The organism is Piscinibacter sp., from assembly GCF_047600445.1.
GTDB lineage: Bacteria > Pseudomonadota > Gammaproteobacteria > Burkholderiales > Burkholderiaceae_C > Piscinibacter.
The window spans coordinates 266,613-287,958 of the sequence record NZ_JASGKT010000001.1; the positions used below are offsets into that span (position 1 = coordinate 266,613).

Genomic DNA, 21,346 nt, shown 5'->3' on the forward strand with positions numbered 1-21,346 from the left:
CGCAACGCTGAACCAAGGAAAGGAAAGCACCATGAACCGCAAGCAACTCATCGCCGCCGCCACCATCGCCCTGATCGGCACCTCGGCCTTCGCCATCGACGAGCAAATGGTGGTGCCCAAGGGCACGCTGACCCGCGCCGAAGTGCAGGCCGAATTCCTGCGCTCCCGCACCGCCGGTGAACTGGTCCAGAACGACAGCTACGACGGCGTGAAGGAGCGCAGCTTCGCGGCGCGCAAGGGCGGCGCCATCGAGCACGCCGCCTCCCGCAGCCGCGACGAGGTGCGCGCCGAAGGCCGTGCCGCGGCGCGCTCGACGACGTTCAACAGCGACTACGTCGGTGGGTGAGCCCGGACGAAGGGCCGTGCCTGCGCACGGACCTTCGCCTGGCGAACCGGCCCGGCACGCAAGCCGGGCCGTGGACGATCCACGAGACGAGGCCGCCTGCGGGCGGCCTTTGTCCTTGGCCGGCGCGACACGGGCCCGACAATAGGTCTTGATGCTGCGAATCACCGAACTGCGCCTGCCGCTGAACCACCCCGAGCCCGCGCTGCGCGAAGCGGTGCTCGCGCGCCTGGGGCTGCCCGATGCGGCGCTGCGCGCGCTGACGGTGTTCCGGCGCGGCCACGACGCGCGGCGCAAGAGCGACATCGTGCTGGTCTACACGCTCGACTGCGAGGTCGATGACGAGGCGGCCGTGCTGGCGCGCCACGCCGGCGACCCGCACGTCCGCCCCGCGCCCGACACCACCTACCGCTTCGTCGCCGACGTGCCGGCCGACTTCGCCGCGCGGCAGCGGCCGCGCCCGCTGGTGATCGGCTTCGGCCCCTGCGGGCTGTTCGCCGCGCTGATCCTGGCGCAGATGGGGCTGCGGCCCATCGTGCTGGAACGCGGCAAGGCGGTGCGCGAGCGCACGCAGGACACCTGGGGCCTGTGGCGGCGCCGCGAGCTGAACCCCGAATCGAACGTGCAGTTCGGCGAGGGCGGCGCCGGCACCTTCTCCGACGGCAAGCTGTGGAGCCAGATCGGCGACCCGCGCCACCTGACGCGCAAGGTGCTGCACGAATTCGTCAAGGCCGGCGCGCCGCAGGAGATCCTGTACGTCAGCAAGCCGCACATCGGCACCTTCCGGCTGGTGTCGATGATCGAGAAGATGCGCGCCGAGATCGAGGCGCTGGGCGGCGAGATCCGCTTCGGGAGCCAGGTCACCGACCTGCGCATCGAGGCCGGCGCCGTGCGCGGCGTGACGCTGCGCGACGGCACGCAGATCGACGCCGACCGGGTGATCCTCGCGCTCGGCCACAGCGCGCGCGACACCTTCGAGATGCTGCACGCGCGCGGCGTGCGCATGGAGGCCAAGCCCTTCTCGGTGGGTTTTCGCATCGAGCATCCGCAGTCGCTGGTCGACCAGGCGCGCTTCGGGCCGAGCGCCGGCCACCCGCTGCTCGGCGCGGCCGACTACAAGCTGGTGCACCACGCGAAGAACGGCCGCGCGGTCTACAGCTTCTGCATGTGCCCCGGCGGCACGGTGGTGGCGGCCACCTCGGAGCCGGGGCGCGTGGTCACCAACGGCATGAGCCAGTACTCGCGCAACGAGCGCAACGCCAACGCCGGCATCGTGGTCGGCATCACGCCCGAGGACTATCGGCAGGCGCCGGGCGAGGGCGCGGTGGACCCGCTGGACGGCATCGCCTTCCAGCGCGCGCTGGAGTCGCGCGCCTATGCGCTCGGCGGCGCGAACTACGACGCGCCGGGCCAGCGTGTCGGCGACTTCCTCGCCGGGCGGGCGTCGCGCGGCTTCGAGAGCGTCACGCCCTCGTACAAGCCCGGCGTGAAGCCCACCGACCTCGCCGAGCGCGGCAACGAGAGCCTGCCGCGCTACGCGATCGACGCGATCCGCGAAGCGCTGCCGGCCTTCGAGCGCCAGTTGCGCGGCTTCGCGCTGCCCGACGCGGTGCTGACCGGCGTCGAGACGCGCACCTCGTCGCCGCTGCGCATCCCGCGCGGCCGCGACAGGCAGAGCCTGAACGTGAAAGGCCTGTACCCGGCCGGCGAAGGCGCGGGGTATGCGGGCGGCATCATGTCGGCGAGCGTCGACGGCATCGAGACGGCCGAGGCCGTGGCGTGCGCGCTGCTGGCGAGCCCGTAAGCAAACGTAGCGCCGGCGGCGCGGCGAATCCATCACGGAATATGACCTTGCGCCCCCGAGACGGGCGTGGGGCGAGGGCCGCGCGGCTGCGGAGAATCCGGACGGTCCCCCTGTTCCGCGCGTCCCGTGTCCGTCCTGCCCAGCGCCATCGCCGATCTTCACGCCTTGTTCGAATGGCGTTGCAAGCAGTCCGCATCGGACACGGCCTATGCGTTGGTGCACGGCGACGGCGAGTGCAGCGCGTCGCTGGGCTACGCGCAACTGGCGCATGAAGTGCACGCGCTGGCGGCGCGCATCGCCGAGCGCAGCGAACCCGGCGATCGTGTGCTGCTGATGCTGCCCACCGGGCTCGAATGGGTATGCGCCTTCTGGGCCTGCGTGAGCAGCGGCCGCATCGCCGTGCCGGTCGCCGAACCGCGCATGGCGCACGGCGGCAGCGACGTGCTCGGCGCGATCGTCGACGACGCGGCGCCGCGCCTGATGCTGACGCCGCCCGACGCGCGCCTTCCCGCGCGCGGCGAACGAGCATGGCCCGAGCGCCTCGACGTGGCGCTGGGCGTTGCCGGCGCTCCGGCGGCACCGGGCCCGACCCTCGCCGGCGCGCAGCTCGCCTACCTGCAATACACCTCCGGCTCCACCGGCACGCCGCGCGGCGTGATGATCAGCCACGCCAACGTGCTGGCGCAGTTGCGCGCGGCGCTGGCGCGCAGCGGCATGGACGAGCGCTGCCGCGTGCTGAGCTGGCTGCCGCTGTTCCACGACTACGGCCTGGTGGCGGGCGCGCTGATGCCCTTCGCGGCCGGCGGGCGCTGCGACCTGATGCCCGCGCACGCCTTCATCCGCCAGCCGCTCGCGTGGTGGACCGCCGCCGCGCGGCGCGGCACCACGCACAGCGGCGGCCCGCACTTCGCCTACGCGGCGGTGATCAAGGCGCTGGCGGCCGCGCCCGACTGGCACGAAGACCTGTCGGCGCTGCGCTGCCTGTCGTGCGGCGCCGAACCGATCCGCGCCGAGACCGTCGAGGCCGTCACCCGGGCGCTGGCACGTTTCGGCGCCGGCCCCGGCGTGTTCGCGCCCGCCTACGGGCTGGCCGAGGCGGTGCTGGGCGTCAGCGCGCCGCCGCTCGAGCCGCTGCGCGCGCCGCGCCTGTACACGCCGCCCGCCGAACCCGGCCGCCGCAGCGTCGCCTGCGGCGCGCCACTGCCCGGCTTCGAGCTGCGCATCGTCGAGCCGCAGACCCGGCAGGCCTGCGCCGGCGATGCCGTCGGCGAGATCTGGCTGCGCGGCGCCAGCGTCGCGCAGGGCTACTGGGGCCGGCCGCAGGACAGCGCGGCGGCGTTCGGCGCCTGCGCCGCCGACGGCAGCGGCCCCTGGCTGCGCAGCGGCGACCTCGGCTTCCTGCACGACGGCGAGCTGCACATCGCCGGCCGGCTGAAGGACATGCTGATCGTGCGCGGCCGCAACCTCTACCCGCAGGACCTGGAACACAGCGCCGAAGCGGCGCACCCGGCCTGCGTCGCCGGCGGCGCGGTGGCCTTCACGCATGCCGCGCTGGCCGGGCCCGACGACGAAGGCGAGCCGCTGGTGCTGGTGCAGGAAGTCGGCCCGCACGGGCCGGCCGAGCGGCCCGGCATCGTCGCCGCGATCCGCCGCGCGCTCGCCGACTCGCATGAACTGGGCGTGCACGCCGTGGTGCTGGTGGCGCGCGGCCGCGTGCCGCGCACCTCGAGCCGCAAGCTGCGCCGGTCGGCCTGCCGCGACGCCTGGGCCGAGGGCACGCTGGCCGCGCTGCTCGACGACCGGCTCGCCGGCGCGGCACCCGCGGCGACCACGTTCACCCCGCCGCGCGACCCGGTCGAGCAAGGCGTGTGGGAGATCTGGCGCGAGCTGCTCGGCCACGACCGCTTCGGCGTGCACGAACACTTCTTCATGCTCGGCGGCAGCTCGCTGACGGCCACGCAGGTGGCGGCGCGGCTGCGCACGCGCTCGGGCGTCGAGCTGCCGCTGGCGACGCTGTTCGCCTGCCCGACCGTGGCCACGCTGGCCGACGCGGTGCGCGGCACGCCGCGCGACGCCGCCGGCGCCGCGGCCATCCCGCCGCAGCCGCGCGCTGCGGCGATGCCGGTGACCTTCTCGCAGCAGCGCATGTGGCTGGTGCAGCGCATGAACCCGTCGACCACCGCCTACAACGTGCCGATGGTGGTGCGCCTGCGCGGCGCGCTCGACCACGCGGCGCTGCGCGCGGCCGTCGAGGCGCTGTGCATGCGCCACGAGGCGTTCCGCGCCCGCTTCGCGCTGCACGACGGCCAGCTCACGCAGCGCTTCGAGCCGGCCGCGGCGGCGCCGTGGCGCGAGCTGGACCTGCGCCCGCTCGCCGAGGCCGCACGCGCGGACGCGCTGCACTCCGCGCTGCGCGCCGAGGCCGCGTTCGTCTTCGACCTCGACGGCGGCGCGCTGCACCGCCTGCTGTGCGTGCGCACGGCCGACGACGAACACGTGCTGAGCTGGGTGGCGCACCACTTGATCGTCGACCAGTGGTCGGCCATGGTGCTGTGGCGCGAACTGGCCGAGCTGTACAACGCGCGCCGCGAAGGCCGCGCCGCGCAGCTCGCGCCGCAGCGCATCGACCAGGCCGACTACGCCGCCTGGCAGCGCGGCGCGGCGGGCCACGCGGCGCTGGCGCGCGAACGCGACCACTGGCGCGCGCGCCTGCACGGCATGAACCCCGCGCCGCTGCCGGCCGACCGGCGCCTCGCCCCGGGCGCCGCCCTCGGCGGCGCGCGCGTGGTGCGCGCGCTGCCGCCCGCGCTGCTCGACACGATGGCGCGGCTCGCCGGCAGCCACGGCGCCACGCCCTTCATGGTGATGCTGGCCGGCCTCAACGCCTGGCTGGCGCGCCTGCTGCGCAGCGACGACATCGCCGTCGGCACGCCGGTGGCGAACCGCCGCCACGTCGACAGCGAGAACCTCGTCGGCACGCTGGTCAACACCATCGTGATGCGCAACGGCGTGCGGGCCGACGCGCGCTTCGACGAACTGCTCGAACAGGTGCGCCGCAACGCGCTGGAGGCCTTCGACCACCAGGACATCGCCTTCGACGAGCTGGTCGAGCTGCTCGGCAGCGAACACCGCCGGCAGGACCTGCCGCTGGGCCTGCAGGTGCTGTTCAACGTGCAGAACGCGCCGCTGGGCCACGTGGCCCTGGACGGGCTGGCCTGGGCGCCGCTCGACGTCGAGCGCGGCGCGACGCAGTTCCCGCTCTCGTTCGCGGTGGACATCGAGCTGTCGCGCACCATCACGCTCGAGTACGCCGACACGATGTTCGACGCCGCCACCGCCGAGCGCTGGCTGGACCAGTACCTCGGCCTGCTGCAGCAGCTCGCGGCGCAACCGACGCGCCGGCTGGCCGAGTGCTCGCTGATGTCCGAGGCCGACCGCAGCGCGCTGGCGCGCTGGAACGCCACGGCGATCGAACAGCGCGGCCCGATGCTCGCCGACGAGCGTGTGCTCGGCGGCTGCGCCGAGGTCGAGCGCAGCGTGCTGCGCGACGCCGCCAGCGGCCGCCGTTGCAGCGGCCCCGAGCTGGCCGAGCGCGTCGAGCAGATCGCCGCCGCGCTGCAGCAGCGCGGCGTGCGCCGCGGCGACCGCGTCGGCCTCGCGCTGCCGCGCGGCATCGACATGGTCGCGGCGATGCTCGCCACCTGGCGCTGCGGCGCGGCCTACGTGCCGCTGGACCCGACCTACCCGGTGTCGCGCCTGGTCGACATGGCCTCCGACGCCGCGCTGCGCTGCCTGGTCGCCACGCGCTTCCAGCACGTGCTGCTGCGCTGGCACCAGGGCGAGCGGCTCGAGGTCGACACCCTGCCGCCGCTGTCCGAGCTGCCGGCCTTCACGCCGCCGCAGCGCTCGCCGGAAGACGCCGCCTACCTGATCTACACCTCGGGATCGACCGGGCAGCCCAAGGGCGTGCTCGTGCCGCAGCGCGCGGTCGTCAACTTCCTGGCCAGCATGGCGGTCGAGCCCGGGCTGCAAAGCAGCGACCGCCTGCTCGCCGTGACCACGCTGTCCTTCGACATCGCGGTGCTCGAGCTGCTGCTGCCGCTGATGCAGGGCGCCGAGCTGGTGCTGGCCTCGTCCGAGCAGGCGCTGGACGCGGCGGCGCTGCAAGCGCTGATCCACGACCACGACATCACGCTGCTGCAGGCCACGCCGTCGACCTGGCGCATGCTGCTCGACGCCGGCTGGCCGGGCCGGCGCAGCCTGCGCGCGCTGGTCGGCGGCGAGGCGCTCGCGCCCGATCTCGCGAGACGGCTGCTGCCGCGCGTCGGCGAGCTGTGGAACATGTACGGCCCGACCGAGACCACGGTGTGGTCGAGCTGCGTGCGCATCGACGACGCGGCGGCGCCCGTCACCATCGGCGCGCCGATCGCCAACACGACGATCGCGGTGCTCGACGAGGCCGGCCACGACTGCCCGGCCGGCATCGCCGGCGAGATCGTCATCGGCGGCCAGGGCGTCGCGCTCGGCTACTGGCGGCGGCCGGAGATCAGCGCCGACCGCTTCGTCGCCGACCCCGCGGCGCCGGGCGCGACGCGCTACCGCACCGGCGACCTTGGGCGCTGGCGCGCCGACGGGCAGCTCGAACACCTCGGCCGCCTCGACGGCCAGGTCAAGCTGCGCGGCCACCGCATCGAGCTGGGCGAGATCGAGGCCGCGCTGGCCCGGATCCCGGCCGTCACGCAGGCGGTGGCCTGCGTGCACGAGCTGCAACCGGGCGACGCGCGGCTGGCCGCCTACCTGGTGGCGCACGAACCCCTGCCGCCGCCGGCCGAGCTGCGCGACTTCCTGCGCCTCGCACTGCCCGAATACATGCTGCCGCAGGCCTACGTCGCGCTGGAGCGGCTGCCGCTGCTGCCCAACGGCAAGGTGGCGCGGCAGGCGCTGCCGGCGCCCGACTTCCATGCGCACGCCGAAACCCGCGCCGCAAGCATCGACCGGCCCGACACGCCGGCCGGCCGCGTCGTCGCGCAGGTGTGGGCCGAGCTGCTGGGCACCGCCGACATCGGCTGGGACGACAACTTCTTCGACCTCGGCGGCCACTCGCTGCTGGCGGCGCGCGCGGCGCAGGAGATCGAGCGCCGCCTCGGCCAGCGCGTCGCGCTGCGCCAGCTCATCTTCGAAAGCCTGCGCCAGATCGCCGCGGGCTGCGAGCGCGCGGCCTCAGCGCGGCTTGACGAGCAGGTCCTGGATCGCCACTGAGCGCACCGCCGCGTCGGCGCCGAGGTAGGCGTTGAGCCGGTCGCGCATGTCCTCGGCCAGGTGCGGAATGCCGGCGGCCGAGCCGATCTGCTCGCGCGTCTGCTGCGCGACGCTGACTTCCAGCAGCAGGCCGACCTGCTGCAGGTTGTGCTCGATGGTCGAGCGCGCCGAGCGCTGCGGCACGTCGAGCGCGACGCGCGCCTTGACCAGCGTGCCGTCGGCGGTGGTGGCGCGCAGCGCCGGCAGCGCCACCCAGTCGGGCGCGGGCCGAGCGCCCGGGCGCTCGGCCCAGGGCATGTCGAGCCACGACATGCCCAGCGACAGGCCCACCGGCACCGCCACCAGCGCGCTCAACACCGCGACGACGGCGATCGAGCGGCGCAGGTCGGCACCCGACGACGAAGCGTCGATCGGGGGCTGGGTGCCGCGGGAGAGTGCCATCGGTCGGGGTCGGGCTGGACGAAACCCCGATTAGAAGACGGCGCGGCCTCGTGCGAACGCACGCCGGCGCGCCGCGCGCGGCGCCGGCGTGCGGCGTTTCACGCCCGGCGCCCTGCGTCGGCCCGTCAGGGGCAGGCCGCCATCACCTGCGCCACCGCCGCGGTCAGCTTCTTGCCGTAGGGCACGTGCAGGAACTCGTTCGGCCCGTGGGCGTTGCTCTTCGGCCCGAGCACGCCGCAGACCATCATCTGCGCGCGCGGAAAGCCCTGTTGCAGCATGCTCATCAGCGGGATCGTGCCGCCCTGGCCGATGAAGCCGCAGGGCGCGCCGAAGTGCGCGTTCGACGCGGCGTGCAGCGCCGTCTCCAGCCACGGCGCCAGCGCCGGCGCGTTCCAGCCGCTCGCGCCCATCGCGCCGACGCGGCCGTCGGCATGGAAGGTGACGCGCGCGTTGTACGGCGCGTTGTCCTCCAGCAGCGTCTTCAGCTCGGCGGCGGCGCGGTTGCCGTCCACCAGCGGCGGCAGGCGCAGCGAGAGCTTGAAGGCGGTGTAGGGGCGCAGCACGTTGCCGGCGTTGCCCAGCTCGGGCAGGCCCTCGGCGCCGGTGACGCTCAGCGTCGGCTTCCAGGTGCGCCGGATCAGCGCCTGCGTCGGGTCGGTGGTGGTCGGCAGCGCCGGCGTGCCGTCGGCGCCGCAGGCCCAGGGGAAGCGCTTCCACACCTCGTCGCCGAGGATGGCCGCGGTGGCGCGCGCCTGTTCGAGCCGGTCGGCCGGGATCTCGCAGTGGAAGGACCGCGGCAGCAGCTCGCCGCTCTTCGCGTCTTCGAGCCGGTCGAGCACCTGGCGCAGGATGCGGAAGCTCGACGGCACCAGCCCGCTCGAATCGCCGGAGTGCACACCCTCGGTGAGGATCTCCACCTTCAGCGTGCCGGTGACGTTGCCGCGCAGGCTGGTGGTGAGCCAGAGCTGGTCGTAGTTGCCGGCGCCGCTGTCCAGGCACACCACCAGCGCCACCTCGCCCAGGCGCGGCGTGAGCTGCTCGATGTAGGCCGGCAGGTCGAAGGAGCCGCTTTCCTCGCAGGTCTCGATCAGCCCGACGCAGCGCGGGCGCGGGATGCCCTGCCGGTCGAGCGCCTCGATGGCGGTGATGGCGGCGTAGACCGCGTAGCCGTCGTCGGCGCCGCCGCGGCCGTACAGCAGGCCGTCGAGGTATCTGGGCGTCCAGGGCCCGAGGTCGTTGCGCCAGCCGCTGAACTCGGGCTGCTTGTCGAGGTGGCCGTACAGGCAGATGGTGTCGGTGCTGCCGGCCCGGGTCGCCGGCACCTCGAAGAAGATCACCGGCGTGCGGCCTTCGAGACGGATCACCTCCAGCTTCAGCCCGGCGATGCGGCGCCCCTCGACCCAGCGCGCCGCGTCGTGCACCACGCGCTCGATGTGGCCGTGGCTCTGCCAGTCGGCGTCGAACATCGGGCTCTTGGCGGGGATGGCGATGTAGTCGGTCAGCGCGGGGACGATCTCCTCGTCCCAGGCCCGGTCGGCGAAGGCGGCGATGGCGCTCGCGTTCATGTGCGGCTCCCGTGTCGGGTGGAGCCGCGAGTTTAGAACCGCCTCAGCCGACGCGCGCGAGCCAGCCGGTCAGGCGCTCGATCACGGCGTCGCGCTCGGGCTCGTTGAAGATCTCGTGGTACAGCGCGGGGAAGTCCTGCGCCTGCACCATGCCGGCCGGCGCCGCGGCCGCGAATTCGGCGCTGCCGCGTGGCGCGACGCAGCGGTCGGCGCCCGCCCACAGCAGCAGCGTGGGCACGCGCCACAGCGGCGCGAGACGGCGCACCAGCGCGCCGCCATCGAGGATGAAACGCGCCAGGCGCGGCGTGATGCGGTCGTGCACGCGCGCATCGGCGACGTAGGCCGCCACCACCGCCGCGTCGCGCGAGATCCACGCGGGCTTCAGGCCGTTGTTGACCGCGAGGTTGGGCGCGATGCCGCCCAGTGTGGCGAGAAGCAGCTTCTGCCCCGCGCTCGTGTCGGCCGCCAGCGCGGGCGACGAGAGCACCAGCGCATCGACCGGCCGGCTCCACGCCGCCGCCGGCGTGCGCAGGCCTTCGGCGACGAAGCGCGCCGCCACCAGCCCGCCCATGCTGTGGCCCAACAGCACCAGCGGGCCGGGGCGCTCGGCGCGCACGGCGTCGATCACCGCGGCCAGGTCGCGCAGCAGCGCTTCGCCGTCGGGCAGCGCGCCGCGCGCGCCGGGGCTCGCGCCGTGGCCGCGCTGGTCGTAGCCGACGACGCGCCAGCCCTGCGCCGCCAGGCGCGCCGCGAGATGTTCGTAGCGCCCCGCGTGTTCGCCCAGGCCGTGCACGAGCAGCACCGTGCCGCGCGCCGCGCCGGCGGCCGGCCAGTCGCGGCGCGCGAGCGCGAGGCCGTCGGCGGTGGTGAAGATGTCGCTCATCGCGCCCAGTGTAGGTGGTAGCCTCGTCCACCCCTGCGGAGCCCGCGATGAGCGACAACGAGTTCTTCACCCTGCAGCACGAAGGCGCGATCGCGCACCTGCAACTGTGCCGCCCCGAGCGCCTGAACACGCTGGCGCCGGCGTTCTTCCCGGCGCTGCGCGACGCGGTGCGCCGCCTGCAGGACGACGCGGCGACGCGCGTGCTGCTGATCTCGTCGACCGGCAAGCACTTCAGCGCCGGCATGGCGCTCGACGTGTTCGACGCCGGCGGCCCGGCCGCGCAGATGCTCGACACGCGCAGCGCGCGTGCGCGGCTGAGCTTCCAGGAATCGCTGCGCCGCCTGATCGACTGCCTCTCGGCGCTCGACGAAGCGCGCTTCCCGGTGATCTGCGCGGTGCAGGGCGGCTGCGTCGGCGGCGCGCTCGACCTCGCCGCCGCCTGCGACATCCGCGTGTGCAGCGCCGACGCCTTCTTCACCGTGCAGGAGATCCACATCGGCATGATGGCCGACCTCGGCGTGCTGCAACGCCTGGCCAAGATCGTGCCGCAGGGCGTGGCGCGCCAGATGGCCTACACCGGCGACCGCGTCGACGCGCGGCTCGCGCTCGAATGGGGCCTCGTCAACGCGGTGCTGGCCGATCCGGCCGCGGTGCTGGAGCACGCGCTCGGCCTGGCGCGGCAGATCGCCGCCAAGTCGCCGCTGGCGGTGGCCGGCAGCAAGCTCGCGCTGAACCACGCGCGCGACCACGGCACCGCCGCCGCCTTGCAGCAGCTCACGCTGCTGCAAAGCGCGATCTTCGACACCGCCGAGATGGCCGAGGCGATCGCCGCCTGGAAGGACAAGCGCGAGGGCGACTTCGCGCCGCTGGCGCCGATCGCCAGGCCGTGAGGCGCGGTGCGCCGCTCAGGTGCGCTCGAACTTGAACACCGCGACGCTGGCCAGCAGGTTCGGCCAGGCGCGCACCACCTCGCCGCCCTGGATGCCGAACGAGTCGAGGATGCGCAGCCCGTCCTTGCGCGCCAGCACCTCGAAGTCGGCATAGGTGCCGACGCGGATGTTCGGCGTGTCGTACCACTCGTAGGGCAGCGCCTTGGTCACCGGCATGCGCCCGGTGGCCACGCGCAGGCGGTTCGGCCAGTGCGCGAAGTTCGGAAAGCTGACGATGCCGATGCGCCCGACACGCGCCGTCTCGCGCAGCATCTTCTCGGTGTTGCGCAGGTGTTGCAGCGTTTCGAGCTGCAGGACCACGTCGAAGCTCCTGTCCTCGAAGATCGCCAGGCCGTCCTCCAGGTTGAGCTGGATGACGTCGACGCCGCGCTGCGCGCAGGCCAGCACGTTGTGGTCGGCGATCTCGATGCCGTAGCCGGAGCAGCCGCGCCGCGACTGCAAGTAGGCGAGCAGCTCGCCGTTGCCGCAGCCGAGGTCGAGCACGCGCGAGCCTTCGGGCACCAGGCCCGCGATGATCTCCAGGTCTTTCCGTTCACTCATGATGGAGCCCCAACCTCCTTCGCGAGGTTGTCGAAGCAGGCGCGCAGCACGCCGTGGTAGCGCGCGTCGTCGAGCAGGAAGGCGTCGTGGCCGTGCGGCGCGGCGATCTCGGCGTAGCTGACGCGGTGCCGGTTGTCGAGCAGCGCCTTGACGATCTCGCGCGAGCGCGCCGGCGAGAAGCGCCAGTCGGTGGTGAAGCTCACGAGCTGGAAGCGGCAGGCCGCGCCGGCGAAGGCGCGCGTCAGGTCGCCGCCGTGCTCGCGCGCGGGGTCGAAGTAGTCGAGCGCGCGCGTGATCAGCAGGTAGGTGTTGGCGTCGAAGTACTCGCTGAACTTGTCGCCCTGGTGGCGCAGGTAGCTCTCGATCTCGAACTCGATCTCCTGCGTCGAGTAGCCATACTCGGCGGCGCGCACGTCGACGGGCAGGGACCCGTCGACACGGGTTCTTCGGCCGAATTTCGCCTCCATCGCGTCGTCGGACAGGTAGGTGATGTGGCCGATCATGCGCGCCACGCGCAGCCCGCGCTTGGGCACCACGCCGTGCGCGTAGTAGTGGCCGCCGTGGAACTCGGGGTCGGTGACGATGGCGCGCCGCGCCACCTCGTTGAAGGCGATGTTCTGCGCCGACAGGTTCGGCGCCGTGGCCACCGCGACGCACAGCCGCAGCCGCTGCGGATGGCGCAGCGACCACGACAGCGCCTGCATGCCGCCCAGGCTGCCGCCGAGCACCGCGGCGAGCTGCGCGACGCCGAGCCGGTCGAGCAGGCGCGCCTGCGCATCGACCCAGTCTTCCACCGTCACCACCGGGAAGTCGGCGCCGTAGATGCGGCCCGTCGCCGGGTTGACGTGCATCGGCCCGGTCGAACCGAAGCACGAGCCGGGGTTGTTGACGCCGATCACGAAGAAGCGGTCGGTGTCCAGCGGCTTGCCCGGGCCGACGAGGTTGTCCCACCAGCCCTCGCTGCGCGGCTCGCCGGCATGGGTGCCGGCCACGTGGTGCGAGGCGTTCAGCGCGTGGCACACCAGCACGGCGTTGCTCTTGTCGGCGTTGAGCGTGCCGTAGGTTTCGTAGACCAGCGTGTAGTCGGCGAGCTGCGCGCCGCTCCTCAGCGGCAGCGGCTCGGCGAACCGCATCGCCTTCGCCTCGACATCCCCCAGCGATCCCATGTGACCTCGAGAAAAAGAAACACCCGGCGCCGCCAAGAGCGGAACGCCGGGTGCGTTCTTCTTTAGCGGAATTTATAGAGCGCTCGCAAGCCGGAACAAATCAGCGCTGGAAGCGGCCAGTATAGCGGCCGGGACACGGGGCCGGTGCTAAGCTGTTTGCCGCCCCACACGGAGATACGCCATGCCCGGACTGCTGCCCGACGTCGACCCCGACGGCCTGCTCGAATACTCGGTGGTCTACACCGACCGCGCGCTCAACCACATGTCGCGCAAGTTCCAGGGCGTGATGCGCGACATCTCGTCCGTGCTGAAGGACGCCTACCAGGCGCGCTCGGCCATCGTCGTGCCCGGCAGCGGCAGCTTCGGCATGGAGTCGGTGGCGCGCCAGTTCGCCACGGGCAAGCCGGTGCTGGTGATCCGCAACGGCTGGTTCAGCTTCCGCTGGACGCAGATCTTCGAGATGGGCGGCATCGCCGCCTCGGTGTCGGTGCTGAAGGCGCGCACGCAGGGCGGCGGCCGCCAGCAGCCCTTCGCGCCGGCGCCCGTCGCCGAGGTGGTGGCCGCGATCCACAAGGACAAGCCGGCCGTGGTGTTCGCCCCGCACGTCGAGACCGCCGCCGGCCTGGTGCTGCCCGACGACTACCTGAAGGCGGTGGCCGACGCGGTGCACGAGGTGGGCGGCCTGTTCGTGCTCGACTGCATCGCCTCCGGCGCGCTGTGGGTGGACATGAAGGCCACCGGCGTCGACGTGCTGATCAGCGCGCCGCAAAAGGGCTGGAGCGGCTCGCCGTGCTGCGCCTTCGTGATGCTCGGCGAACGCGCGCGCACGGCGATCGACGCCACCACCAGCAGCAGCTTCGCGATGGACCTGAAGAAGTGGCTCGCGGTGATGGAGACCTACGAAAACGGCGCGCACGTCTACCACACCACGATGCCGACCGACGCGCTGGCGAAGACGCGCGACGTGATGGTCGAGACGCGCACGATCGGCTTCGAGAAGCTGCGCGCCGCGCAGATCGAACTGGGCCGCAAGGTGCGCGCGCTGCTGGTGCGCCGCGGCTTCCCCAGCGTCGCCGCCGAAGGCTTCCAGGCCGCCGGCGTGGTGGTGAGCTACACCGACGACGACGGCCTGCACACCGGCAAGGCCTTCCTCGCCGAAGGTCTGCAAAGCGCCTCGGGCGTGCCGCTGCAATGCGACGAGCCGGCCGACTTCAAGACCTTCCGCCTCGGGCTGTTCGGGCTGGAGAAGCTGCAGCACGTGGACCGCACGGTGGCGAACCTGGAAGCGGCGCTGGACCGGATCGCGGCGAAGGGGGAGCGGGCGGCGGCTTGAGGGCTGCGATCCGCATCGAGGCTTCCGATCGCTTGACGCTCACGCCGCCTCCCGCCTCACCAGCGCACCAGCCACCCCCACACCGAACAGCACCAGCAGCGCCCACTTCGCCGCCGACGCCAGTGCCGCCACGGCGTACACCGACGCCAAACCGAAGCGCGGCTCGGCCGTGAGCCACCAGTGCAGCACGTTCTCCGCCGCGTCGAACACGGCAGCCAGCGGCAGCGTCCAGGCCGCCAGGCGCCGCCGCCGAGGCGACGAACGGGAGAAGAGGTCCGTGCGCGTGGCCAGCAGGAAGCCGAACGCGCCGTAGCCGAGCAGCAGCGCGAAGTCGAGCGGCAGGTGCGCGCGGTACCGGGCCAGATGCTCGGGCGGCCAGGCGTGGATGATCCGGGCGAAGGCCTGCGGCGTGAACGCGAGCTGCAGCGCCAGCACGCCGGGCTTCAGGGGCGCGAGGTAGAACGCCAGGCCGGCCCCCAACGCCAGGACGCTGCATCCGGTGAACCTGAGCGCGAACATGGTGGGTGGCCTGCCTCCGGCGCGCAGCTTGCCACAGCGGCGGCGCCCGCCGCCGCGCCGCCGGCGGCCCCGCGCTGCGGGGATGGCGCCCACCGGGTTGCGGGGATGCGACAGCTCCGTGCGAATCTGACAATCCCTATGTCATCGATCCGTCACCGACGTCATGCCCCGCGCCTTCCTGCTGATCAACGACCCGCTGGTCGCCGAAGGCATGCGCGCCTCCATCGACGCCGTGCCGGGGCTGAAGACGGTGGGCTGGGCCACCACGATCGAGCAGGCGCGTGCGCAACTGCCCGCGCTCGGCGCCGACCTGGTGCTGGCCGACCTGCAACTGGCCGACGGCTGCGTGGCCGGCCTGGTCGAGGAACTGGCCACCAGCGGCCGCTACGGCTCGCCGAAGACGCTGCTGACCACGCTCTCGCTGGACGACCCGCAACTGCTGGCCGTGCTGGCGCGCGGCGCCGACGGCTACTTCGTGCAGGGCCAGTCGAGCCGCATGCTGATCGCGACGATCGAGCAGGTGCTGGCCGGCGGCGCCGAGATGGCGCCGGCGATCGCGCGCCAGGTGAAGGCGCACTTCGACGCCTCGGCCTGGACGGGGTACGAGCCGCTCGACGAGAACAACCCACGGCATCCGGATCGCGTCGAGCGCCAGGTGCTGCAATGGACCTGCGACGGCTTCCTGCCGCACGAGATCGCGCGCGACCTGCGCATCAGCACCCGCGAGGTGGCGCAGCGCATGCGCACGCTGTACCGCAAGCTGCACCTCGACCGGCGCACCGCGTCGCCGTCGCTGCAAATGCTCTGACCAATCCCGTTCGGGCCGGGCCCTTCGACAAGATCAGGGCGAACGGGTTTCCATCAGGCCGCGGGCGGCCGGGTGTCGATGAAGCTCTGCCGCGCCTCCAGCTTCTCGGCCAGCTTGGCGAGGTTGGCGTGGCGGGCGCGCCAGTCGATCTGCGGGAAGCGGAAGTCGAGGTAGCCGAGCGCGCAGCCGACCGCGATGTCGGCCAGCGACATGTGCACGCCCGCGCACCAGGGCTTGTCGGCCAGGCCGGTGCCCATCGACGTCAGCGCGGTGTCGACGCGGCCGAGCTGGCGCTCGATCCAGGCCGGCGAGCGCTGGCCTTCGGCGCGCCCCGGCCAGGTGGCCTCGAGGCGCGCGAGCACGGCTGCATCGAGCAGCCCGTCGGCCAGCGCCTCCCAGGTGCGCACCTCGGTGCGGCCGCGGCCCGATTCGGGAATCAGCCGGTTCAGCGGCGAGCGCGTGTCGAGGTATTCGACGATCACGCGCGAGTCGAACACCGCCTCGCCGCCTTCCAGCACCAGGCAGGGCACCTTGCCCAGCGGGTTGGCCTTGAGGATGGTGTCGGCGTTCCAGACGTCCTCGAGTTCGAACTGGTAGTCGAGCTTCTTCTCGGCCAGCACGATGCGCACCTTGCGCACGTACGGGCTGGTGAGAGCGCCGATGAGCTTCATCGTCATGCCGTCGTTCTTTTGTGTCGTCCCTGCTGCGATTCATTCTAGGGGCTGGCGCCGGCGACTCCCGGGTTCGAAGGCGCGTGAATGCGGGGTCCGGCCCGTTCGAGGGGATGCGCGGCGTGCGCTTCGGGCGTTCATTGCAGGCATGCGCCTCGTCCTGCCCATTCCGATGCGAACCGCGCCGCGCGCGCGGGTGCAGACACGCGCCGAGGAAATCGCCAACGCCGCCAGCCACGCGCTGGCCTGCGTGCTGCCGCTGGCGGCCTGGCCGGCGCTGTCGGCCGCCGCGCCGCGCCACAACGGCGCGCTCGGCACCGTCGCGGTGGGCGTGTTCTGCGCCACGATGGTGCTGGTGTTCCTGGCCTCGGCGGTCTACCACGCGCTGCCGCCGGGGCGCGCCAAGCTGTGGGCGCGCGCGGTGGACCACGCGGCGATCTACCTCTTCATCGCCGGCAGCGCCACGCCCTTCACGCTGGGCGCGATGGCCGGCTGGGCCGGCATCGCCACCTGCGCGCTGCTGTGGGCGCTGGCGCTGGCCGGCGCGGCGCTCAAGCTGATGCGCCGGCTGACGCAGCGGCGCCTGTCCACCGGGCTGTACCTGCTGCTGGGCTGGTGCGCGCTGCTGGCCGCGCTGCCCGGCGTGGCGGCGCTCGATGCCTCGGCGCTGGGCTGGCTGCTGGCCGGCGGCGTGGCCTACCTGGTCGGCACGGCCTTCTTCGTGTTCGACGCCTCGCTGCGCTTCGGCCACTTCATCTGGCACCTGTTCGTGATGGCCGGCAGCGGATGCCACCTCGCGGCCGCGATGGCGTCGGTCTGAGCGGCCACGGGTAGCGGACAATCGCGGCCCGACCTGCCGCGATTCGTTCTCTTGGACACCCTCGCCCCCGATGCGCCGCCGGCGGCGCTGCTCGCCGCCGCGCTGGCCGCCCGCGAACGGGCCTACGCGCCCTACTCGCGCTTCGCCGTCGGCGCCGCGCTGATCGACGAGCACGGCCGCGTCCACGCCGGCTGCAACGTCGAGAACGCCGCCTACCCGGAAGGCCTGTGCGCCGAGGCGGTGGCGCTGGGCCAACTGGTGCTGGGCGGCGGCACGCGCGTCACCGCGGTGCTGGTGGCGGCGGATTCGGCGCGGCCCGTCACGCCCTGCGGCGGCTGCCGGCAGAAGCTGCGCGAGTTCGCCGGTGACGAGACGCCGGTGTGGTCGGCCGACACGCGGCGCGTCACCGCGCGCCACACGCTGGCCGGGTTGCTGCCGGCGAGCTTCGGGCCCGAGCAGCTCGCGCCGCCGCGATGAGCCGGCCCGGCGTCGAGCAGGCAAATCCGTGCGCGGCGCGGCTGCTGGCGACGGGCCGCCGCCCGCGCATCGCGGTGCTGCTCGGCTCGGGCTGGGCACCGCTGGCACAGCGCGTCGCCGATCCGCTGTGCCTGCCTTATGCGCAGTTGCCGGGCTTTCCCGAGCCCGGCATCGCCGGCCACCGCGGCGAGCTGGTGCTGGGCCGCATCGGGCCGCACGAGGTGGCGGTGCTGTGCGGCCGCCGCCACGCCTACGAAGGCGGCGACGCCGCGGCGATGAAGCCGCCGATCGCCGCGCTGGCCGCCGCCGGCGTCGAGCTGCTGGTGCAGACCAACGCGGCCGGCAGCCTGGCCGATGCGATGCAGCCCGGCGAGCTGATGATGCTCACCGATCACCTCAACCTCGTTCAGCGCTCGCCGCTGCTCGGCGAGACGGGCGGCGCGCGCTTCGTCGACCTGCGCGACGCCTACGACCCCGCGCTGCGCGCGCAGGCCCAGGCGGCCGCGCGGCGCGCCGGGATCGTGCTGCACGAAGGCGTCTACGCCTGGGTGCTGGGCCCGCAGTTCGAGACGCCGGCGGAGATCCGCATGTTGCAGCGCCTGGGCGCGCAGGCGGTGGGCATGAGCACGGTGCCGGAGACCATCCTGGCGCGCCACGCCGGCCTGCGCGTGCTGGCCTTCTCGCTGCTGACCAACATGGGCTGCGGGCTGCGCGCCGAGGCGCTCAGCCACGCGCACACGCTGGCCGTGGCGGACGACGCCGCGCCGCGCGCGGTGGCGCTGCTCGAAGCGGTGATCGCCGCGCTGGAGTTGTGAACGTGAGCGAACGGACGCCGCACGACACCGCGCGCCTCGCGCTCGCCTGCCTGGACCTGACCAGCCTGAACGACGCCGACGGCGAAGCCGACGTACAGCGCCTGGCCGAACGCGCGGCCGGCGCGCCGGGCCGCGTGGCGGCGCTGTGCGTGTGGCCGCGCCTCGTGCGCAGCGCGCTCGCCCACGCGCCGCGCGGCGTGGCGGTCGCGGCGGTGGCGAACTTTCCCGACGGCGGGGCCGACGTCGAACGCGCGCTGCGCGAAACCGGCCAGATCGTCGCCGCCGGCGCGCAGGAGGTCGACGTGGTGCTGCCGTGGCGCGCGCTCGCGGCCGGCGGCGACACCCAGACCGCGGCGCTGCTGCGCGCGGTGCGGCGCGAATGCGAGGGCCGCGTGCTGAAGGTGATTCTCGAAAGCGGCGAGCTGAAGAGCGCCGCGCTGATCGAGCGCGCCTCGCGCATCGCGCTGGCCGAAGGCGCCGACTTCCTCAAGACCAGCACCGGCAAGACACCCGTCGGCGCGACGCCCGACGCCGCGCGCACGATGCTGGAGGCGGTCGCGGCCGATGCCGGCGGCGCGCGGCGCGTCGGCTTCAAGGCCTCGGGCGGCGTGCGGCGCGTGGCCGATGCGGCGGTCTACCTCGACCTCGCCGAGCGGATTCTCGGCGGCGCCGCGTTGACGCCGCAGCGCCTGCGCCTGGGCGCCAGCGCGCTGCTCGACGACATCGAGCGCGTGCTGAGCGCCTGATCAGGCCTTGACCGGCCGCGCCGGGATGTTCAGCCCGCGCTGCACCGCCGGCCGCGCGCGGAAGGCGTCGAGCACGCGCCGCACGTTCTCTAACGCATCGAAGCCGACCAGTTCGCCCGCGCCGTAGAAGCCGACGAGGTTGTTCACCCAGGGCCAGATCGCGATGTCGGCGATCGTGTACTCGTCGCCCAGCATCCACGCGCGCCCGGCCAGGTGCCGGTCCAGCACGCTCAGCAGGCGTTTCGATTCGGCCACGTAGCGGTCGCGCGGGCGCTTGTCCTCGTAGTCCTTGCCGGCGAACTTGTGGAAGAAGCCGAGCTGGCCGAACATCGGCCCGACGCCGCCCATCTGGAACATCAGCCACTGGATCGCCTGGTAGCGCGCGGCCGGGTCGGCGGGCAGGAAGCGGCCGCACTTCTCCGCGAGGTAGATCAGGATCGCGCCCGACTCGAACAGCGCCAGCGGCCGGCCGCCCGGGCCGTCGGGGTCGAGGATCGCGGGGATCTTGTTGTTCGGGTTCAGCGACAGGAACTCCGGCGACAACTGGTCGTTCGTCTCGAAGCTCACCAGGTGCGGCTCGTAGGGCAGGCCCAGCTCTTCCAGCAGGATGGACACCTTCACGCCGTTGGGCGTGGGCAGCGAGTAGAGCTGCAGGCGATCCGGGTGCGCGGCGGGCCACTTGCGCGTGATGTCGAAGCGTGACAGGTCGGTCATGGAATGAAACGATGGAAGGGGTGCGGGAATTCTCGCGCCCGCGCCAAACACCCGGCACCGGGGAGGACAAGGCCGGCCGCCTTGCGGACAATCGCCGTTCCATGCTGGCCCAGGAAATCATCCATCGCAAGAGCCGCGCGCAGCGGCTGGACGCCGCCGAGATCCGCGCCTTCGTGCGCGGCCTGGTGGACCGCTCGTGGAGCGAGGGCCAGATCGCCGCCTTCGCGATGGCGGTGTGCCTGCGCGGCATGAACCGCGAGGAGTGCGTCGCGCTGACGCAGGCGATGACCGACTCGGGCGACCGCATCGACTGGTCGCGCGCGCGGCTGCACGGCCCGCTGATCGACAAGCACTCCACCGGCGGCGTGGGCGACAAGACCAGCCTGCTGCTGGCGCCCATCGTCGCCGCCTGCGGCGGCGTGGTGCCGATGGTCTCGGGCCGCGGCCTGGGCCACACCGGCGGCACGCTCGACAAGCTCGAGGCGCTGCCCGGCTACAGCGTCACGCCGCGCCGGCCGACGCTGCAGCGCGTGCTGCGCGAGGCCGGCTGCGCGATCGTCGGCGCGAGCGCGCGCATCGCGCCGGCCGACCGGCGCCTCTACGCGATCCGCGACGTCACCTCGACGATCGAGTCGGTGCCGCTGATCACCGCCAGCATCCTCTCGAAGAAGCTCGCCGCCGGCATCGACGCGCTGGTGATGGACGTCAAGCTCGGCAACGGCGCCTTCTGCCGCGAGGCGCACGCCGCCGACACGCTGGCGCGCAGCCTGGTCGAGGTGGCGGTCGGCGCCGGGCTGCCGACGCAGGCGCTGGTCAGCGACATGAACCAGGTGCTCGGCAGCACCGCCGGCAACGCGGTGGAGGTGCGCGAGGCGATCGACTTCCTCACCGGCGCGGCGCGCGAGCCGCGCCTGCTGCAGCTCACGCTCGCGCTGGCCGGCCACATGCTGTGGCTGGGCGGGCTGGCCGGCTCGCCGGCCAAGGGCGAGCAGCAGGCGATGCGCGCGCTCGACGACGGCCGCGCGGCCGAGCGCTTCGCGCGCATGGTCGCCGGCCTGGGCGGGCCCGCCAACGTGCTGGCGCGCGGCGGCGCGCACCTGCCCTCGGCCCCGGTGCAGCGCGTGCTGGCCGCGCCGCGCGACGGCGTGTTCGGCGCGATGGACACGCGCCGCATCGGGCTGGTGATCGTCGCCCTGGGCGGCGGGCGGCGCCGCCCCGGCGACAAGGTCGACCCGCGCGTGGGCATCACGCGGCTGCCGCCGCTGGGCAGCCGCGTGAAGGCCGGCGACGCGCTGCTCAAGGTGCACGCCGCCAGCGCCGCCACCGCCGAGGCGGCGCTGCGCACGCTGGCCGAGGCGCTGCACATCCACGACGGCCCGGCGATGCCGAACCCGCCGGTGGTGCGCAGCGTGGTCGGCCGGCCCGGGCGCGGCGGCTGAGCCGGGGCCGGCGGCCGGGCGCCGCCGCCTAAAATCGGGGCCCTTCCCGAGCA

At 73.5% G+C, this 21,346-nt stretch carries 19 protein-coding genes; 11 read left to right on the forward strand and 8 right to left on the reverse strand.

Annotated elements, in window-relative coordinates:
• The first annotated feature begins 31 nt into the window (after window positions 1-31).
• The 3 genes from QM792_RS01245 (at window position 32) to QM792_RS01255 (ending at window position 7,406) form a co-directional block, all read left to right on the forward strand.
• Entirely contained in the window at window positions 32-346 is a 315-nt protein-coding gene (locus QM792_RS01245; protein WP_415147355.1) for a DUF4148 domain-containing protein, read from the forward strand.
• Window positions 347-497: 151 nt separating this feature from the next.
• On the forward strand, window positions 498-2,147 hold the full coding sequence (locus tag QM792_RS01250) for an NAD(P)/FAD-dependent oxidoreductase (RefSeq protein ID WP_415147356.1): 1,650 nt from the start codon (window positions 498-500) through the stop codon (window positions 2,145-2,147).
• A 126-nt stretch (window positions 2,148-2,273) separates the two neighbouring features.
• Window positions 2,274-7,406 carry an amino acid adenylation domain-containing protein gene (locus QM792_RS01255; RefSeq protein WP_415147357.1) on the forward strand — a complete coding sequence of 1,711 codons (5,133 nt, stop codon included), beginning with the start codon at window positions 2,274-2,276 and terminating at the stop codon, window positions 7,404-7,406.
• Here QM792_RS01255 and QM792_RS01260 read toward each other — a convergent pair.
• The 3 genes from QM792_RS01260 to QM792_RS01270 all read right to left on the reverse strand — a co-directional run bounded on the left by QM792_RS01260 (window position 7,368) and on the right by QM792_RS01270 (window position 10,295).
• A complete protein-coding gene (locus tag QM792_RS01260; RefSeq protein ID WP_415147358.1) occupies window positions 7,368-7,847 on the reverse strand; it encodes a hypothetical protein in 480 nt (159 codons plus the stop codon). The two genes, QM792_RS01255 and QM792_RS01260, sit on opposite strands and share 39 nt — an antisense overlap.
• A gap of 125 nt (window positions 7,848-7,972) precedes the next feature.
• Window positions 7,973-9,412: a M20 family metallopeptidase gene (locus QM792_RS01265; protein ID WP_415147359.1), complete on the reverse strand. Its 1,440-nt coding sequence runs from the start codon at window positions 9,410-9,412 to the stop codon at window positions 7,973-7,975.
• Window positions 9,413-9,455: 43 nt separating this feature from the next.
• Window positions 9,456-10,295 carry a lysophospholipase gene (locus QM792_RS01270; RefSeq protein ID WP_415147360.1) on the reverse strand — a complete coding sequence of 280 codons (840 nt, stop codon included), beginning with the start codon at window positions 10,293-10,295 and terminating at the stop codon, window positions 9,456-9,458.
• A gap of 47 nt (window positions 10,296-10,342) precedes the next feature.
• Here QM792_RS01270 and QM792_RS01275 point away from each other — a divergent pair, with 47 nt between their 5' ends.
• Window positions 10,343-11,185, forward strand: a complete 843-nt coding sequence (locus tag QM792_RS01275) for an enoyl-CoA hydratase-related protein (RefSeq protein ID WP_415147361.1) — start codon at window positions 10,343-10,345, stop codon at window positions 11,183-11,185.
• A 15-nt stretch (window positions 11,186-11,200) separates the two neighbouring features.
• Here QM792_RS01275 and metW read toward each other — a convergent pair whose 3' ends face one another.
• Both metW and metX read right to left on the reverse strand, forming a co-directional pair.
• The gene (gene metW / locus QM792_RS01280; RefSeq protein ID WP_415147362.1) at window positions 11,201-11,785 is read right to left on the reverse strand and encodes a methionine biosynthesis protein MetW; all 585 of its coding nucleotides are present in this window, start codon (window positions 11,783-11,785) and stop codon (window positions 11,201-11,203) included.
• Window positions 11,782-12,951 carry a homoserine O-succinyltransferase MetX gene (metX, locus tag QM792_RS01285; RefSeq protein WP_415147363.1) on the reverse strand — a complete coding sequence of 390 codons (1,170 nt, stop codon included), beginning with the start codon at window positions 12,949-12,951 and terminating at the stop codon, window positions 11,782-11,784. The genes metW and metX overlap by 4 nt, the downstream gene beginning before the upstream one ends.
• A 181-nt stretch (window positions 12,952-13,132) precedes the next feature.
• On the opposite strand from metX, the gene QM792_RS01290 reads away from it, so the two are divergent.
• Window positions 13,133-14,284, forward strand: a complete 1,152-nt coding sequence (locus tag QM792_RS01290) for an aminotransferase class V-fold PLP-dependent enzyme (protein ID WP_415147364.1) — start codon at window positions 13,133-13,135, stop codon at window positions 14,282-14,284.
• A gap of 39 nt (window positions 14,285-14,323) precedes the next feature.
• Here QM792_RS01290 and QM792_RS01295 read toward each other — a convergent pair whose 3' ends face one another.
• Window positions 14,324-14,803, reverse strand: coding sequence for a hypothetical protein (locus QM792_RS01295; protein ID WP_415147365.1), 480 nt, complete (start codon window positions 14,801-14,803; stop codon window positions 14,324-14,326).
• A 163-nt stretch (window positions 14,804-14,966) separates the two neighbouring features.
• Here QM792_RS01295 and QM792_RS01300 point away from each other — a divergent pair, with 163 nt between their 5' ends.
• Complete coding sequence (locus tag QM792_RS01300; RefSeq protein WP_415147366.1) at window positions 14,967-15,611, forward strand: LuxR C-terminal-related transcriptional regulator; 645 nt, start codon at window positions 14,967-14,969, stop codon at window positions 15,609-15,611.
• 53 nt (window positions 15,612-15,664) lie between these two features.
• On the opposite strand, the gene QM792_RS01305 is transcribed toward QM792_RS01300, so the two are convergent.
• On the reverse strand, window positions 15,665-16,282 hold the full coding sequence (locus QM792_RS01305) for a glutathione S-transferase family protein (RefSeq protein WP_415147888.1): 618 nt from the start codon (window positions 16,280-16,282) through the stop codon (window positions 15,665-15,667).
• A gap of 172 nt (window positions 16,283-16,454) precedes the next feature.
• On the opposite strand from QM792_RS01305, the gene trhA reads away from it, so the two are divergent.
• Genes trhA through deoC form a run of 4 tightly spaced genes read left to right on the forward strand, consistent with a single transcriptional unit; the run spans window position 16,455 to window position 19,140 of the window.
• Window positions 16,455-17,102 (forward strand): PAQR family membrane homeostasis protein TrhA, encoded by a 648-nt coding sequence (gene trhA / locus QM792_RS01310; protein WP_415147367.1) that lies wholly within the window; start codon window positions 16,455-16,457, stop codon window positions 17,100-17,102.
• 51 nt (window positions 17,103-17,153) lie between these two features.
• The gene (gene cdd / locus QM792_RS01315) at window positions 17,154-17,579 is read left to right on the forward strand and encodes a cytidine deaminase (RefSeq protein ID WP_415147368.1); all 426 of its coding nucleotides are present in this window, start codon (window positions 17,154-17,156) and stop codon (window positions 17,577-17,579) included.
• Window positions 17,576-18,394, forward strand: a complete 819-nt coding sequence (locus QM792_RS01320) for a purine-nucleoside phosphorylase (RefSeq protein ID WP_415147369.1) — start codon at window positions 17,576-17,578, stop codon at window positions 18,392-18,394. The genes cdd and QM792_RS01320 overlap by 4 nt, the downstream gene beginning before the upstream one ends.
• A gap of 2 nt (window positions 18,395-18,396) precedes the next feature.
• Entirely contained in the window at window positions 18,397-19,140 is a 744-nt protein-coding gene (deoC, locus tag QM792_RS01325; RefSeq protein ID WP_415147370.1) for a deoxyribose-phosphate aldolase, read from the forward strand.
• Here deoC and QM792_RS01330 read toward each other — a convergent pair whose 3' ends face one another.
• Window positions 19,141-19,854, reverse strand: a complete 714-nt coding sequence (locus QM792_RS01330; protein WP_415147371.1) for a glutathione S-transferase N-terminal domain-containing protein — start codon at window positions 19,852-19,854, stop codon at window positions 19,141-19,143.
• Window positions 19,855-19,955: 101 nt separating this feature from the next.
• Here QM792_RS01330 and deoA point away from each other — a divergent pair, with 101 nt between their 5' ends.
• Entirely contained in the window at window positions 19,956-21,293 is a 1,338-nt protein-coding gene (gene deoA / locus QM792_RS01335) for a thymidine phosphorylase (protein WP_415147372.1), read from the forward strand.
• The last annotated feature ends 53 nt before the right edge of the window (window positions 21,294-21,346 follow it).